Here is a 16,089-nt window from a genome sequence, read left to right on the forward strand (position 1 = left end):
AATGGGGCGGTGCGTTTGGATGCTTTGTTCAGGGTGCGATCACGCCGACGGGGTGCCTTGCTCCGCGAATGTCCCCCGCCCTTCGGGCTCCTCCTTGATTTCGCTGCGCAAGGCACCCCATCGACGTGATCGTTGGTCAGAGCGGTCGTTGATCGGCCAGCACCAGAGCCGCGTCCACTGTGCACAGGGCATCGGGTGCTCCCCGCAGCGAATCAAGGAGGAGGCCGCAGGCCGGGGGACATTCGCGGAGGGGAGTACCCGGTGGCCTGTGCACGCGCCCTGAACAACACCGCCAAGAACACCTCCAGCCCCTACCGTTCCCGAAAACATCCATCGCTTAGTTGTGTTCAGAAAACAAGGAGACCTCTCATGAAATTCCGCCGCACCCTGCTCGGCCTTGCCGCCGCAGCAATCGCCCTGGGCATGTTCTCGACCGGCGCCATGGCGCAGGCCGCCTACAAGCCCGAGTACAAGATGTCCCTGGTGCTCGGCCCGCCCACGCCCTGGGGCCAGGCCGGAAAGATCTGGGCCGACCTCGTGAAGGAGCGCACCCAGGGCCGGATCAACATCAAGCTCTACCCCGGCGTGTCGCTCATCCAGGGCGACCAGACGCGCGAGTTCAGCGCGCTGCGCCAGGGCGTGATCGACATGGCCGTGGGCTCGACCATCAACTGGTCGCCGCAGGTCAAGCAGCTCAACCTGTTCTCCATGCCCTTCCTGATGCCCGACTACGCGGCCATCGACGCGCTCACCCAGGGCGAGGTCGGCAAGGACATGTTCAAGACCCTCGACAAGGCCGGCGTGGTGCCGCTCGCCTGGGGCGAGAACGGCTACCGCGAGATCACCAACTCGAAGAAGCCGATCAAGTCGCCGGCCGACCTGAAGGGCATGAAGATCCGCGTGGTCGGCTCGCCGATCTATTCCGACATGTTCACCGCGCTCGGCGCCAACCCCACGCAAATGAGCTGGGCCGACGCGCAGCCCGCGCTCGCCAGCGGCGCCGTGGATGGCCAGGAGAACCCGCTGTTCCTGTTCACCGTGCTCAAGATGCACACCGTGGGCCAGAAATTCGTGACCACCTGGGGCTATGTGGCCGACCCGCTGGTGTTCGTGGTCAACAAGGAGATCTGGGCCTCGTGGACGCCGGCCGACCAGGCCATCGTGCGCCAGGCCGCCGTCGACGCCGGCAAGCAGGAAATCGCGCTCGCGCGCAAGGGCCTGGTGGAAGCCGACAAGCCGGTGCTCAAGGACATTGCCGCCATGGGCGTCACCGTGACCCAACTCACGCCCGCCGAGCGCGACGCCTTCGTGAAGGCCACGCGGCCGGTGTACGACAAGTGGAAGTCGACCGTGGGCGCGGACCTCGTGGCCAAGGCCGAGAAAGCCATCGCGGCGCGCCAGAAGTAAAGCCCGCGTCCCCGTGGACCGGGGCGGGGGCGGGGGCGGGGGCCGCGACAATGCGGCCATGCACACCCTGATCATCGACACGGACCCCGGCGCGGACGACGTGATCGCGCTGCTGTTCGCTTTGGCGGCGCCCGAATCGCTCGCGGTCCAGGCGCTGACCACGGTGGCCGGCAACGTGCCGCTGGCCAAGACCTCGCGCAACGCGCGGCTCGCCTGCGAATGGGCCGGCCGGCCGGAGATTCCGGTGTATGCGGGCGCCGAACGGCCGCTGCGGCGCACGCCGATCTACGCGGCCAACATCCATGGCCGCGAAGGCATCACCGGCGTGAAGGTGCACGAGCCCGCCGCACCGCTGGCCGAAGGCCATGCGGTCGACTACCTGGTCCGCACGCTGCGCGCCGCGCCCGAAAAGAGCATCACGCTCGCGATGCTCGGGCCGCAGACGAACCTGGCGCTGGCCCTTGAACAAGCGCCCGACATCGCGCGCGGCCTGCGCGAACTGGTGCTCATGGCCGGCGCGCACTTCAACGGCGGCAACATCACGCCCACGGCGGAGTTCAACGTGTTTGCGGATCCGCATGCGGCCGAGGCCGTGCTGAAGTGCGGCGTGCCAATCACCATGCTGCCGCTCGACGTCACGCACAAGATCCTCACGAGCGACGAGCGCATCGCGCGGCTGCGCGGCCTCGGCAACCGGGCCGGCGCCATCGTCGCCGACATCCTGGACGCCTACGCGCCGCAGGAAATGCAGCACTACGGCATGCCCGGCGGGCCGGTGCATGACGCCACCGTCACGGCCTACCTGCTGCGGCCTTCGCTCTTCAAGGGCAGGCCCATCCACGTCGAGATCGACAGCCGCGAGGGCATGGGCTTTGGCCAGACGGCGGCCGACTGGCACGGCAGCCTGCATCGCACGCCCAACGTGAACTGGATCGCCGATGGCGATGCGCAGGGCTTCTTCGACCTGCTGACGGAGCACATCGCACGGCTGCCGTAGGCATTAAAAAAAAGCCACGCTGCAAAACAGCGTGGCTCTTGTCCTTGCGCCGCAGCGGATCAGTGCTGCAGGATCTTGTTCAAGAAGTCCTTGGTGCGCGGCTGGCGGTTCTCCGGATGGCTGAAGAACTCGTCCTTCGGGCAGTCTTCCAGGATCTTGCCGCCCACGTCGATGAAGATCACGCGGCTCGCCACCTTGCGGGCAAAAGCCATTTCGTGCGTGACCACCATCATGGTCATGCCGTCCTTGGCCAGGCTCACCATCACGTCGAGCACTTCGCCGACCATTTCGGGGTCGAGCGCCGAGGTGGGCTCGTCGAACAGCATCACGATCGGGTCCATGCTGAGCGCACGGGCAATGGCCACGCGCTGCTGCTGGCCGCCCGAGAGCTGGCCCGGGAACTTGTCCTTGTGCGCCATCAGGCCCACGCGGTCGAGCATCTTGAGGCCGCGGGCCTTGGCTTCGTCGGGGCTGCGGCCGAGCACCTTGATCTGCGCGATCGTGAGGTTCTCGGTGACCGACAGGTGAGGGAACAGCTCGAAGTGCTGGAACACCATGCCGACCTTGGAACGCAGCTTGGGCAGGTTGGTCTTGGGGTCGTGCAGCGGAATGCCGTTGACGGTGATCTCGCCCTTCTGGAAGGGCTCGAGCGCGTTCACGGTCTTGATGAGGGTGGACTTGCCCGAGCCCGAGGGCCCGCACACCACCACCACGTCGCCCTTGGAGATGCTCACCGAACAATCGTTGAGCACCTGCACCGGGCCATACCACTTCGAGACGTTCTTGATTTCAATCATTTTTTCGGACATTTCTTTCTCTCCGGTTCAGCCACTCGATCAGCGAATGATGGCAATCTTCTTGTGGAGGCGCTTGACGAGCCACGACAAGGCATAGCACATGATGAAGTAAACCACGGCCGCGAGCAGGTAGGCCTCGATCGGGCGGCCGAAGTTCTTGCCCGCGGTCTCGAAGCCCTTGAGCATGTCGTAGGCGCCGATGGCATAGACCAGCGAGGTGTCCTGGAACAGGATGATGGTCTGCGTGAGCAGCACCGGCAGCATGTTGCGGAAGGCCTGCGGCAGCACCACCAGGCGCATGTTCTGGCCGTAGGTCATGCCGACCGCCTGGCCCGCATACACCTGGCCGCGCGGGATCGACTGGATGCCGGCGCGCATGATCTCGCTGAAATAGGCGGCCTCGAACGCGATGAAGGTGATCACGGCCGAGATTTCCGAGCGGTAGTTCGAGCCGACGGAGCCGAAGGCCGCGTAGAACGAGGCCGGCACCAGCAGGAAGAACCACAGGATCACCATCACCAGCGGAATGCTGCGCATGCCGTTGACGTAGATGGCGGCCGGCGCGTCGAGCCACTTCTTGCCCGACAACCGCATGAGCGCCAGCACGGTGCCGAAGAGCACGCCGCCGATGGTGGCGACGATCGTCAGCATGATGCTGAAGTAGAAGCCCTTGACGACGAAGTTGCTGATGACGTCCCAGTTGTAGAACGACAGGTCGAGATTCATCATGTCAGTGCCCCCCGCCGCCGCTGGCCGAGACGATGAAGCCCGGCACGCGCGTCTTCTTCTCGATGAAGGCCATGATGCGGTTGATCGCAAAGGCCGAGATCACGTAGAGCCCCGTCACCGCCAGGTACACCTCGATGCCGCGCGAGGTTTCTTCCTGCGCCTGCATCGCGAACATCGTGAGCTCGGTCACCGACACGGCAAACGCCACCGACGAGTTCTTGAAGATGTTCATCGTCTCGCTCGTGAGCGGCGGAATGATGATGCGGTAGGCCATCGGCAAAATGACGTAGCGGTAGTACTGCGGCGTGGTGAAGCCCACCGCCATGCCCGCGTAGCGCTGGCCCTTGGGCAGCGCCTGGATGCCCGAGCGCACCTGTTCGGCAATGCGCGCCGAGGTGAAGAAGCCCAGCGCCAGCACCACCAGCACGAAGCTGGGCACGCCCTTCATGACCGGCACCAGCGCCGGGATCACGTGGTACCAGAGGAAGATCTGCACCAGCAGCGGAATGTTGCGGAACAGCTCGACCCAGGCATTGCCGAAGCGCACGAGCCACGGGCTGTCGGGCAAGGTGCGGATGATGCCGATGAGCGAACCCAGCACCAGCGCGACGATCAGTGCCAGCAGGGCCACGGACACGGTCCAGCCCCATGCGGACAGCATCCACTGCCAGTAGGTCGGGAACTTCCCGCCCGGGTCTTGCAAGAAGACCTGCCAATCCCAGTTTGATCCCATCGGGGACTCTCCTTTTTTCAGATTTCCAGACTGCTGGCTAGCTAAGGCCGTGCCCGCGCGCCGCATTTGCGAAAACAAACGCCCGCCGGGGGCGGCGGGCGTTGCGCAGATGACCTTGCCGTGCTTACTTCTTGGCCGCGTAGTCTTCCATCGGCTTGTCGTTCGGGTTGGCCCAGGCCGCCTTCGTGGCTTCGGACAGCGGCAGGTTCACCGTGACGTTCGACGGCGGAATCGGCTTCAGGAACCACTTGTCCCAGAGCTTGGCGAGGTCGCCGTTCTTGATCTGCGCCTTGATGCTGTCGTCCACCACCTTCTTGAAGGCGGGGTCGTCCTTGCGGATCATGATGGCGATGGGCTCGACGCTGAGCACCTCGCCGACGATCTTGTAGTCGGCGGGCGACTTCGACTTGGCGATGTTCGACGCCAGGATGGAGCCGTCCATCACGAAGGCGTCGGCGCGGCCCGATTCGAGCAGCAGGAAGCTGTCGGAGTGGTCCTTGCCATAGAGTTCCTTGAAGTCGATGCCGCCGGCGCGCTCGTTCTTGCGCAGGGTCTGCACCGAGGTGGTGCCGGTGGTGGTGGCCACGGTCTTGCCGTTGAGGTCCTTGATGGAGGTGATGCCCGAGTTGGCCTTGACCGCGATGCGCACTTCTTCCACGTAGGTGGTCACCGCGAAGGAAACGTCCTTCTGGCGCGTGGCGTTGTTGGTGGTGGAGCCGCACTCGAGGTCGACGGTGCCGTTCTGCACCAGGGGCACGCGGTTCTGCGAGGTCACGGGCTGGTACTTGGTTTCCAGCTTGGCAAGGCCCAGGTGCTTCTGGATGTCCTTGATGATGTTCGCGCACACGTCGTAGTGGAAGCCGGTGTACTGGCCATTGCCCAGCGTGTACGACAGGCCGGAGGATTCCCGCACGCCTTCGGTGATAGCGCCCGAGGCCTTGATCTTGGCCAGGGTGTCATTGGCCTGTGCAAAGGCGCCGCCGGCAGCCAGGGCTGCGATTGCCAATGCCAATACTTGCTTGTTCATACGGAAAACTCCTGAGGTGACTGGAAGATACAGATACAACGAAATTCTAGACATTCACGTCATGGGGAATACCCGGACCAACCCGGTGCATTCTCGATGGCGACAGCACCGACCACGCGCATCGAAGCGCCGTCGTGGTGCAGGTGGACCCATTGGCATTGTCCGACTTTCACTAAGCAGCCTTTGTGCCCGAGGGCTCGGCAGCCGGCGGCACCGGCGCGGACAGGCGCACGGGCTGGGTCAGGTTCTCGGGCACGAGCAGCGCCTCCATCTCGGCGCGCGTCATGATGCCGAGCGATTCGGCCACCAGGTCGATCGGCCCGCCAGTGGCCAGCGCGGTTTTGGCGATCAGCGCCGCCTTCTCGTAGCCGATCAGCGGATTGAGCGCTGTGACCAGCGTGACCGATTCGCGCACCCGCTTGGCCAGGAATTCGCGGTTCGCCTCGATGCCGTCGACACAGTTCTGCCGCAGCGTGGTGCAGGCATTGCCCAGATGCTTGATGCTCTTGAACAGGCTCCAGCCCATGATCGGTTCGAAGGCGTTGAGCTGAAGCTGGCCGGCTTCGGACGCCATGGTCACGGTGATGTCGTTGCCGATGACCTCGAAGGCCACCTGGTTCATGACTTCCGGGATCACCGGGTTCACCTTGCCCGGCATGATCGACGAGCCCGCCTGGCGCGCGGGCAGCCGGATCTCGCCGAAGCCAGCCTGCGGCCCGCTGGAGAGCAGGCGCAGGTCGTTGCAGGTCTTGCTGAGCTTGGTGGCCACGCGCTTGAGCACGCCCGACAGCTGCACGAAGGCACCGGTGTCCTGCGTGGCCTCGATGAGGTTGGCCGACTGCTTGAGCGGCACGCCGGTCTGCTCGGCCAGGTACTGGCAGGCCAGGTTGGCGTAGCCGTGCGGCGCGTTGATGCCGGTGCCGATGGCGGTCGCGCCCAGGTTGATTTCCTCGATGAGCGCGCGCGCCTCGCCCAGGCGGGCCTCGTCCTCGCCGATCATGATGGCGTAGGTCAGGAACTCCTGGCCCAGCGTCATGGGCACGGCGTCCTGCAGCTGGGTGCGGCCGATCTTCAGGATGTCCTTGAACTCGAGCGCCTTGGCCTCGAAGCTCCGGCGCAGCGCGGCCATGGATTCGAGCAGCTTGTCGATGGCGAACCACAGCGCCAGCCGCACCGCCGTCGGGTAGACGTCGTTGGTGCTCTGCGAGGCGTTGACGTGGTCGTTGGGATGCAGAACGTCGTAGCGGCCCTTTTCGTGGCCGAGCTTCTCGAGCGCGAGGTTGCAGATCACCTCGTTGGCATTCATGTTGGTGGAGGTGCCGGCGCCGCCCTGGATCACGTCGACCACGAATTCGTCGAGCAGCTTGCCCTCGATGAGGTCCTCGCAGGCCAGGATGATGGCGGCTGCGCGCTCGCGGTCGATGGCGCCGAGGTCGGCATTGGCCCGTGTGGCGGCCTTCTTCACGAAGGCCAGCGCACGCACCAGGTCGGGCATGGCCGACACCCGGGTGCCGGAGATGGCGAAGTTCTCGACCGCGCGCGCCGTGTGCACGCCCCAGTAGGCAATGGCAGGAATCTGCTTCTCGCCGAGAAAGTCGTGTTCGGTCCTGAAATTGGGGCTCATACAGGTTCCTCGGCTAAAAAAAAGCACGCGGATGGCGCGTGCCGTAAAGATTGCTGTGTGACAGCGGCAAAAAACTGCCGCGACTGTAGTACCGCCCGGCCCGCGGCGCCAATGCCGTTTGCGGGGAGTGTTATGCGCTGCATTTATAGATTGTGCAGCGCACAAATTCCGCGCGTCAATCGATGGATGTCAGCGTCCGGGCTGGGCGCCAACCAGATACGACCATAGCGCATCGGCCGTGCGCTTGGGCTGCAGGCCCTCGGAGGCCGAAGCCTTCGCGGCGCGGCCTGTGCCGGTCTTCACCGGCGCGGGCGCGCCGGGCCGCTCGCGGTAGGCGCGGATCTCCATCGTCGCCTCCAGGCTGTCGATCTCGGGCGGCAGCGCGCTCACGAGCTTGCGCGCCTTGATCTCCTTGCGCACCGCGCTCTGCGGCAGGAAGGCGATGCCGTGGCCTTCGAGCGCCATGACCTTCAGGCCTTCGGCCATGTCGGTTTCATAGACCCGGTCAAGGTGGATGGCGGTGCCCGACTCCTTCAGCAGCTGATCGACCACCCGCCCCAGGTAGGCGCCGGGCGCATAGCCCAGGTAGGGCAGCGGCTGGCCGGGCCGGCCGGGCAGCCGGAAGCGCGGCGCGCCGTCGGCATCGGCCTTGACCCAGGGCGCCACGGTTTCCTCGCCCAGGCTGACCATCTCGTACTTGTTGGCGTCCAGTTGCAGCGGCTGGGACGGATGGTGGTAGGCGATCAGCAGGTCGCAGCTGCCCTCGACCAGGCGCAGCACGGCGTCATGCACGTTGAGCGCGATGAGCCGGCTCTTGATGGGGCCGAAGTGCTCGCGCAGGCTGGTCACCCACGAAGGAAAGAAGGTGAAGGCCAGCGTGTGCGGCACCGCGATCTCGATCACGTCCTGCCCGGCGGCCGAGTGGCCGCGCAGCATGGCGCGGGTGCTCTGCAGCGACTGCAGCATCTCGATGGCCTGGCTGTAGAGCGTCTGGCCCGCAGGCGTGAGGCGCGTGGGGTAGGAACTGCGGTCGACCAGGTCGGTGCCGGCCCAGCCTTCGAGCGCCTGGATGCGGCGCGAGAACGCGGGCTGGGTCACGTGCCTCAACTGGGCCGAGCGGCTGAAGCTGCGCGTTTCCGCCAAACTGATGAAGTCTTCGAGCCACTTTGTTTCCATACGCGGCGATTATGCGAGCGCCGCGCCATACTGGGCTCCCCCTCCTTTTCCCGCATTCGCCATGCCTTCAGCCGACCTGCTCGACCTCAGCGCCACCGAACTCTCGCGCCGCATCGCGGCCCGCAGCGTGTCTTGCCAAGAACTGATGCAAGCCTCGCTGGCGCGCATCGAGGCGCTCAACCCGCGCTTCAACGCCATCGTTTCGCTGCGCGAGCCCGCGGCCCTGCTGGCCGAAGCCCGCGAGCGCGATGCCGAGCTGGCGCGCGGCGAACGGCGTGGCTGGATGCATGGCTTTCCGCTGGCGGTGAAGGACCTGAGCCACGCGGCCGGCCTGCCGACCTCGATGGGCTCGCCGCTGTCGCCGCGCTCGCCGGCGCGCACCGACAGCCTGCACGTCGCGCGCATGCGCGCGGCCGGCGCCATCGTGATCGGCAAGACCAACACGCCCGAATTCGGCCTGGGCTCGCACACCTACAACACGGTGTTCGGCATCACGCGCAACGCCCATGCGCCCGAGCGCAGCGCCGGCGGCAGCAGCGGCGGCGCGGCCGTGGCGCTGGCCCTGGGCATGCTGCCGGTGGCCGACGGCAGCGACATGATGGGTTCGCTGCGCAACCCGGCCGCGTTCAACAACGTGATCGGCATGCGGCCCTCGCGCGGCCGCGTGCCTGGCGATCCCGAGCAGGAGCTGTTCTTCCAGCAGCTGGGCACCGAAGGCCCGATGGCTCGGACGGTGGAAGACGCCGCGCGGCTGCTCGCGGTGCAGGCGGGCTTCGACACGCGCGTCCCGCTGTCGTCGCCGCAGGCGCTGCCCTCGCCCGACGCCATCGCGCTTGACGGCGATGGAAAAGGCCTGCGCATCGGCTGGCTCGGCAGCCTCTGGCCCGAGTTGCCGCTCGCGCCCGGCATCCGCGAACTCGGGGAGAAGGCGCTGGACACCTTCCGCGCCATCGGCTGCGAGGTCGAGCCCTGCACGCTCGACGTGCCGCGCGAGCACAACTGGAGCGCCTGGCTGCGGCTGCGCCAGCTGCTGGTGGGCGGCAAGCTCGGCGCCTACCTGAGCGACCCTAAACTGTTCGCGCAGCTCAAGCCGGAAGCGCAGTGGGAAATCGAGCAGAGCCGGCATCTCGATGCGGCCTCGCTCTACCAGGCCTCGCTCTACCGCTCGAACGTGTACCGTGCATTCCTCAAGTTGTTCGAGCGCTTCGATTTCGTGCTGGCGCCGACCGCGCAGGTGTTCCCGTTCGACGCGGAACTGCACTGGCCGAAGGAAGTCGCTGGCGTGGCGAGCGACACGTATCACCGCTGGATGGAGATCGTCACGCCGTTCACGCTGGCCGGGTTGCCGACGCTGAACGTGCGCGCCGGCTTCGGCGAAGGCGGGCTGCCGATGGGGCTGCAGCTGGCGGGGCCGATCCATGCGGACCTCGATGTGCTGCGGCTGGGGCATGCGTACGACCAGGCCTGCGGCTGGGGCTCTCATCGCCCTTCAGTATTGGCGTGACTCCCTCCCCTCCCGGGGGAGGGCAGGGGTGGGGGCAAGCGGCGCGTCCATCGAGCGCCCTGCCCGCCCCCATCCCAGCCTTCCCCCAGCGGGGGAAGGAGCAAGGCCTCAGACCGGGGTCAACACGCCGCGCCCCGCGAAGTGCCCTTCGGCATTCGCAAGGAAATGGTCGACCGACTTCTGCGTGGCCTCGGGCGACCAGCCCGCCATGTGCGGCGTCAGCAGCACGTTGTCGAGGCCAATCAGCGGCTCGGGACGATTCGGCTCGCTCTCGTACACATCGAGGCCGGCCCCGGCAATGCGGTGCTCGCGCAGCGCCGACGCCAGCGCCTCGGTGTCGACCACGCTGCCGCGCCCGATGCTGACCAGGTAGCCCTGCGGCCCGAGCGCATCGAGCACCTCGGCATTCACGAGATGGCGCGTGGCAGGCCCGCCCGGCGCGGCCAGCACCAGGAAATCGGCCCAGGCGGCCAGCGACTTCAGGTCATCGAAGTAGCGGTGCGCTGCGCCTTCGCGCGGCTTGCGGTTGTGATAGCCGATCTCCATGTCGAAGGCAGCCGCGCGCTTCGCGATCTTCTGGCCGATGGTGCCGAGCCCCAGGATGCCGAGCTTCTTGCCCGACACGTTCGGCGGCTGCGGAATGGCTTCGCGCCACACGCCCTCGCGGCACAGCCGGTCGAGCTTGCGGAACTCGCGCACGATGCCGATCAAGAGGCCGAAGGCATGGTCGGCCACGCAGTCGTCATTGGTGCCCGCGCCGTTGGCGGTGGCGATGCCGCGCGCGCGCGTCACTTCGAGCGGCACGCCTTCGTAGCCCGCGCCCAGGCAGCAGATCAGCTCGAGCGCCGGCATGGCCGCGATCTCTTCGGGCGTGATGCCGATCACCCCGATGGTCAGCACCGCGCGGAATTTCTTGCCGTGCTCGGCAATGGCGGCGGCGCGCGCGGCGGGGTCGAAGGCATAGGTCAAGTCGTAGACCTCGGCAATCTGGGCCTGGTGGGCGCTCGAAAGGCTGTTGAGCACCAGCAGGGGAATCTTGGTCGACACGTCTGAACTCCTCGATATCAAAAAATGGTCGGGCTACATCAGCGGCGTGGCTTCGCTCTTCTGCAAAGCCCACATCTGCGCATAGCGGCCCTGCTTCGCAAGCAGCTCGGCATGCGTGCCGCGCTCGACGATCACGCCCGCTTCGAGCACCAGGATCTCGTGCGCGTCGACCACGGTCGACAGGCGGTGCGCGATCACCAGCGTGGTCTTGTCCTGCGCAGCGCTCCTGAGCTCCGACTGGATGGCGCGCTCGTTGGCCGAGTCGAGCGCCGAGGTGGCCTCGTCGAAGATCACGATCGGCGGGTTCTTGAGCAGCGTGCGCGCAATGGCCACGCGCTGCTTCTCTCCGCCCGACAGCTTGAGGCCGCGCTCGCCGACCGTGGTTTCATAGCCCTTGGGCGTGGCCGAGATGAAGTCGTGGATGCGCGCGGCGCGAGCTGCGCCTTCCACCTCTTCGCGCGTGGCGCCGGGGCGGCCGTAGGCGATGTTGTATTCGACCGTATCGTTGAACAGCACCGTGTCCTGCGGCACGATGCCGATCGCGCGCCGCACGCTCGACTGCTGCACTTCGCGGATGTCCTGCCCGCCGATGGTGATGCGGCCCTGCTGCACGTCGTAGAAGCGGTAGAGCAGCCGCGCGAGCGTCGACTTGCCCGAGCCCGAGGGGCCCACCACGGCCACCGTCTTGCCGGCCGGGATCTCGAAGCTCACGTGCTTGAGGATGGGCCGGGCGGGCTCGTAGGCAAAGCTCACGTCCTCGAAGCGCACGGTGGAGTCGGCGCCAGCGAGCGGCGGCGCGCCGGGCGCGTCGCGTACCTCGCGCTCCTTTTCGAGCAGCACGAACATCTTGTCGAGGTCGGTCAGGCTCTGCTTGATCTCGCGGTAGATCACGCCCAGGAAGTTGAGCGGAATGTAGAGCTGGATCATGAAGGCGTTGACCATCACCAGGTCGCCCAGCGTCATGCGCCCTTCCACCACGCCCGAGGTCGCGCGCCACAGCATCAGCACCAGGCTGGTCGCGATGATCAGCTGCTGGCCGGTGTTGAGCATGCTCAGCGTGCGCTGGCTCTTGATGGCGGCCTTGCGGTAGCGGTCCAGGCTGGCGTCGTAGCGCCTGGCCTCGAACTCCTCGTTGTTGAAGTACTTGACGGTTTCGTAGTTCAAGAGCGAATCGACCGCGCGGCTCTGGGCCATGGAGTCGAGCTCGTTCATGGTCTTGCGGAACTGGGTGCGCCACTCGGTCACCGTGACCGTGAAGGTGATGTAGAGCACCAGCGCCGCGCCCGTGATCCAGACGAACAGCGAATCGAACTTCACGCCCAGGATGGTGAGCACCAGCGCCAGCTCGATGAGGGTCGGCACGATGCTGTAGAGCGACATCGAGATCAGCGAATGCACCCCGCGCGTACCGCGCTCGATGTCGCGCGTCATGCCGCCGGTCTGGCGCTCCAGGTGGAAGCGCAGGCTCAGCGAATGCAGGTGGCCGAACACCTCCAGCGCGATCTGCCGCGCCGTGCCCTCGGTGGCCTTGGCGAAGATCAGCTCGCGCAGTTCGCCGAACAGCGCGGTCGAAAAGCGCAGCAGCCCGTAGGCCAGCAAAAGCCCGATGGGCACGATCAGCAGCGCCTGCGCCATGTCCGGCTTGGGCGTCATCGTGTCGATCAGGTTCTTGAGCAGCACCGGCACGCCCACGTTGGCCACCTTGGCGCCCACCATGAAGCCGAGCGCGGCGATCACCCGCCACTTGTACTGCCAGAGATAGGGGAAAAGGCGGCGCAGCGTCGCCCAGTCGGAGCGGTCGCTGCGCGCCGGCGCATGGCCGGTGGCGCTGTGGGGGGGAGGAGGTAGGGCTTCGCCGCTGCGGCGCATGAGGGACAATCGTGGTTGCTTCGTTTGTTCCAGATTGTGCCCATGTCCGATATTTCCAGCACCGCCGCTGCCGCAACCCTCAAGAGCCTGCCCACCGACATGGAGCTGGTGCTCAAGGTCATCCCGATGCCGGCCGACGTCAATGCCAACGGCGACATCTTCGGCGGCTGGGTCATGGCGCAGTGCGACCTGGCCGGCTCGGTCATTCCGGCACGCTACGCCAAGGGGCGCATGGCCACCGTCGCGGTGAATGAATTCATCTTCAAGCAGCCGGTGCGGCTGGGCGACATCCTGTCCTTCTATTCGAAGCTGGTGCGCATCGGGCGCACCTCGATCACCGTCACGGTCGAGGTCTTCGCCGAGCGCTTCAAGGCGCAGGGCGAATACGTCAAGGTGACCCAAGCCACCTTCACCTACGTGGCCATCGACGACAACGGCCGGCCCCGGCCGATCGAGCAGCAACCCTGAGCGCGCTCACAGCGCCGGCTCGCGCACCCGCTCGAAGCGTTCGAACTCGCGGTTGACCCAGCGCCCGTCGAGCCGCTCGGTGCGGCGGATGTAGACGGCCTGCACGATGTCCCGCGTGTGGGCGTCGATCTCGATCGGGCCGCGCGGGCTCTCGAGCTGGAGGCCCCGGAAAGCGTCCACCAGCCGTTCGCCGCTCAAGCCGCTGCGCGCGGCCGGCGAACTCATCGCGGCATCGGCCGCCGCGAGCGCATCGTGCGCCGCCACCGCGAAATAGCCGGGCCGCAGGTGGCTGCCGTACTCGGCCCCGAAGACGTCGGTGAAGCGGCGGTTGGCCGCCGACTCGTGGGCAAACGAATAATGGTGGCTGGTCACGAGGCCATCGGCCAGCTCGCCGATGCCTTCGAGGTAGTGGTCGTCGGTGGCGTCGCCGGTCGCGAGCAGGCGGATGCCGGTGTCGGCCATGCCGCGGTCGCGCCAGAACTTGAGGAAAGTCGCGGGCATCTGGCCCGAAGGCAGGAAGAAGAACACCGCCTGCGGCCTGAGCTCGCGCAGCCGCAGCATGTAGGCCGAATAGTCCAGCGTGTTGAGCGGCACGCGCAGCATCGCGCCGACGCGCCCGCCGCCGGCGGTGACGGCCGAGACGAAGGCGCTCTCGGCATCGACACCCGAGGCATAGTCGGCCACCACGGTGCAGACGTCGCGCAGCCCTTGCTGGATCGCCCAGCGCGCCAGCGGCATCGTGACCTGCGCGATGGTGAAGGACACCCGCACCGCGAACGGGCAACGCGCCGTGATGCCCGACGACGCCGCATTCATCACCAGCAGCGGCACCTTGGCCTGCGTGGCCACGGCACCCACGGCATAGGCGTTGGAGCTGAAGTCCAGCCCCGCGAGCAGGTCCACGCGTTCGCCCTCCACCAGGTCCTGCGCGTGGCGGCGCGCCTGCTCGGGCGCGCTGCCGGGCACGTCGCGGCGCAGCAGCTCGACCGGACGCCCGGCGATGCGCTGGTTGTGGGCGGCGAGCCAGACCGACATGCCGGCATCGAACTGGCGCCCCCCGGCGGCATAGGGGCCGGACCAGGAACCGATGACGCCGATGCGCAGCGGCCGCACGCGGGCCAAGGCCAGCGAAGGCGCGGCCAGGGTGCCTGCGAGCAGGCCTAAAGTACGCCTGCGCGTGGTGTCGATTGCTACTTTTTCAGTAGCATCATTCGTGCGCCGGGTGGACGTTGCCGGCGATCTTGTCTCGAAAACTTGCACGGCGACAGTGTACGCATGCACCGTTTTCGGGCAAGCGCGAAACGCGCCTCAAACCTTGGAGAAATCGGGCTTGCGCTTTTCCATGAACGCGCCAAAGGCTTCGCGTGCGGCGGGTTCGCGCAGCATGCGGCCGAAGCTCGCGCCTTCTTCGTCCATACGTTCGAGCACGGCAGGCATCTGCGCCTTCTTCAGCAGGCGCTTGGTCTCGACCAGCGCGCTCAGCGGCTTGGCCGCGAGCTTGCGGGCCTGCACCTGCGCGATGGCATTGGCTTCGGTGGGCGGCACGATGCGGTTGACCAGGCCCACTTCGAGCGCGGCCTCGGCCATGAAGGGCTCGCCCAGCAGCAGTGCCTCGGCCGCGCGGTGGTAACCCAGCATCTGCGGCACCAGCAGGCTCGACGCCGCCTCGGGGCACAGGCCCAGGTTCACGAAAGGCATCGAGAAGGCCGCGTTGTCGCCCGCGTAGACCAGGTCGCAATGGAACAGCATCGTGGTGCCGACGCCCACGGCCGGGCCGCACACGGCAGCCACGATGGGCTTCGGAAAGGCCGCGATGCCGCGCAGGAAGCGGAACACCGGCGAGTCCTTGCCGGCGGGCGGCGCGTTCAGGAAGTCGCCGATGTCGTTGCCCGCGCTGAAAATGGTGGGGTCGCCCTGGATCAGCACGCAGCGCACGGCCGCATCGCCCTCGGCTGCGGCCAGTGCATCGGCGAGTTCGCCGTACATGCTGCTGGTGATGGAGTTCTTCTTGTCGACGCGGTTGAAGGTGAGGGTCATCACCCCGGCTTCGGTGTGGACGAGGATGTCGCTCATGGGAATGGTCCTTGGATAAAACGGTTTTGATGGCGGCGCGATCAGGCGTCGAGGGCTTCGCGCACGAAATCCAGGCGGTCCTGGCCCCAGAACATCTGGTCGCCGACGAACATGGTGGGCGCGCCGAACACGCCGCGCGCCACCGCTTCCTGCGTGACGGCCTTCAGGCGGTCCTTCACGTCCTGCGTGCCGGCCAGCGCAAGCAAGGCGGCGGCGTCGAAGCCCGCATTCTGCAAGACGGCGGCCACGGTGGCCGGGTCGTTCATGTTCTTCGGCTCGACCCACATCGCATGGAAGACGGCATCGACATACGCGCCGAAGCGTGCCGGCTCCGTCATCTGGATGCCGGTGGCGCCGCGCATCAGCAGCAGCGTGTTGATGGGAAAGTGCGGGTTGTGCACGAAGGGCACGCCGTAGCGTTTAGCAAAGCGCTGCAGGTCGATGGTCATGTACGGCGCCTTGGGCACGACCTCGGCCGGCGACCGGTTGCCGGTGGCCTGGAACACGCCGCCCAGCAGCATGGGCTTCCACACCAGCTCGGCGCCGGTGTCGGCGCACACGTGCGGCAGCTGCGTGGCGGCCAGGTAGGCGGCGGGGCTGCCGAAGTCGAAATAGAACTCGACTTTTTTTGTCATTGG

Annotated in this window: 15 protein-coding genes; 4 read left to right on the plus strand and 11 right to left on the minus strand. The window is 66.7% G+C overall.

Annotated elements, in window-relative coordinates:
• Positions 1-369 precede the first annotated feature (369 nt).
• Both IB278_RS21080 and IB278_RS21085 read left to right on the plus strand, forming a co-directional pair.
• The gene (locus IB278_RS21080) at positions 370-1,407 is read left to right on the plus strand and encodes a DctP family TRAP transporter solute-binding subunit (protein WP_192325225.1); all 1,038 of its coding nucleotides are present in this window, start codon (positions 370-372) and stop codon (positions 1,405-1,407) included.
• A 58-nt stretch (positions 1,408-1,465) separates the two neighbouring features.
• Positions 1,466-2,404 carry a nucleoside hydrolase gene (locus IB278_RS21085; protein ID WP_192325227.1) on the plus strand — a complete coding sequence of 313 codons (939 nt, stop codon included), beginning with the start codon at positions 1,466-1,468 and terminating at the stop codon, positions 2,402-2,404.
• Positions 2,405-2,463: 59 nt separating this feature from the next.
• Here the strand turns inward: IB278_RS21085 and IB278_RS21090 are convergent, their stop codons facing one another.
• The 6 genes from IB278_RS21090 to IB278_RS21115 form a co-directional block, all read right to left on the minus strand.
• Complete coding sequence (locus tag IB278_RS21090; RefSeq protein WP_145742959.1) at positions 2,464-3,201, minus strand: amino acid ABC transporter ATP-binding protein; 738 nt, start codon at positions 3,199-3,201, stop codon at positions 2,464-2,466.
• A 39-nt stretch (positions 3,202-3,240) separates the two neighbouring features.
• Complete coding sequence (locus tag IB278_RS21095; RefSeq protein WP_145742107.1) at positions 3,241-3,930, minus strand: amino acid ABC transporter permease; 690 nt, start codon at positions 3,928-3,930, stop codon at positions 3,241-3,243.
• Position 3,931: 1 nt separating this feature from the next.
• Positions 3,932-4,663 (minus strand): amino acid ABC transporter permease, encoded by a 732-nt coding sequence (locus IB278_RS21100; protein ID WP_145742109.1) that lies wholly within the window; start codon positions 4,661-4,663, stop codon positions 3,932-3,934.
• 124 nt (positions 4,664-4,787) lie between these two features.
• On the minus strand, positions 4,788-5,690 hold the full coding sequence (locus IB278_RS21105; RefSeq protein WP_145742111.1) for an amino acid ABC transporter substrate-binding protein: 903 nt from the start codon (positions 5,688-5,690) through the stop codon (positions 4,788-4,790).
• A 172-nt stretch (positions 5,691-5,862) separates the two neighbouring features.
• Positions 5,863-7,314 (minus strand): aspartate ammonia-lyase, encoded by a 1,452-nt coding sequence (locus tag IB278_RS21110; RefSeq protein ID WP_192325229.1) that lies wholly within the window; start codon positions 7,312-7,314, stop codon positions 5,863-5,865.
• 189 nt (positions 7,315-7,503) lie between these two features.
• Positions 7,504-8,490, minus strand: coding sequence for a LysR substrate-binding domain-containing protein (locus IB278_RS21115; protein ID WP_192325231.1), 987 nt, complete (start codon positions 8,488-8,490; stop codon positions 7,504-7,506).
• A 61-nt stretch (positions 8,491-8,551) separates the two neighbouring features.
• Between IB278_RS21115 and IB278_RS21120 the strand changes: the two genes are divergently transcribed.
• Entirely contained in the window at positions 8,552-9,994 is a 1,443-nt protein-coding gene (locus IB278_RS21120; protein WP_192325233.1) for an amidase, read from the plus strand.
• 108 nt (positions 9,995-10,102) lie between these two features.
• Here IB278_RS21120 and IB278_RS21125 read toward each other — a convergent pair whose 3' ends face one another.
• Together IB278_RS21125 and IB278_RS21130 are read right to left on the minus strand one after the other, a co-directional pair.
• Positions 10,103-11,041 carry a 2-hydroxyacid dehydrogenase gene (locus tag IB278_RS21125; protein ID WP_192325235.1) on the minus strand — a complete coding sequence of 313 codons (939 nt, stop codon included), beginning with the start codon at positions 11,039-11,041 and terminating at the stop codon, positions 10,103-10,105.
• A 33-nt stretch (positions 11,042-11,074) separates the two neighbouring features.
• On the minus strand, positions 11,075-12,910 hold the full coding sequence (locus IB278_RS21130) for an ABCB family ABC transporter ATP-binding protein/permease (protein ID WP_192325390.1): 1,836 nt from the start codon (positions 12,908-12,910) through the stop codon (positions 11,075-11,077).
• Positions 12,911-12,952: 42 nt separating this feature from the next.
• Between IB278_RS21130 and IB278_RS21135 the strand changes: the two genes are divergently transcribed.
• Positions 12,953-13,378 carry an acyl-CoA thioesterase gene (locus IB278_RS21135; RefSeq protein ID WP_192325237.1) on the plus strand — a complete coding sequence of 142 codons (426 nt, stop codon included), beginning with the start codon at positions 12,953-12,955 and terminating at the stop codon, positions 13,376-13,378.
• Positions 13,379-13,384: 6 nt separating this feature from the next.
• Here IB278_RS21135 and IB278_RS21140 read toward each other — a convergent pair whose 3' ends face one another.
• From IB278_RS21140 to IB278_RS21150, 3 genes are all read right to left on the minus strand, one after another.
• Complete coding sequence (locus IB278_RS21140; RefSeq protein WP_192325392.1) at positions 13,385-14,491, minus strand: ABC transporter substrate-binding protein; 1,107 nt, start codon at positions 14,489-14,491, stop codon at positions 13,385-13,387.
• A gap of 195 nt (positions 14,492-14,686) precedes the next feature.
• Complete coding sequence (locus IB278_RS21145) at positions 14,687-15,451, minus strand: enoyl-CoA hydratase (protein ID WP_192325239.1); 765 nt, start codon at positions 15,449-15,451, stop codon at positions 14,687-14,689.
• 41 nt (positions 15,452-15,492) lie between these two features.
• Positions 15,493-16,086, minus strand: coding sequence for a 2-hydroxychromene-2-carboxylate isomerase (locus IB278_RS21150; protein ID WP_192325241.1), 594 nt, complete (start codon positions 16,084-16,086; stop codon positions 15,493-15,495).
• Positions 16,087-16,089 lie beyond the last annotated feature (3 nt).

This window comes from Variovorax sp. VRV01 (genome assembly GCF_014852545.1).
Lineage (GTDB): Bacteria > Pseudomonadota > Gammaproteobacteria > Burkholderiales > Burkholderiaceae_C > Variovorax > Variovorax beijingensis_A.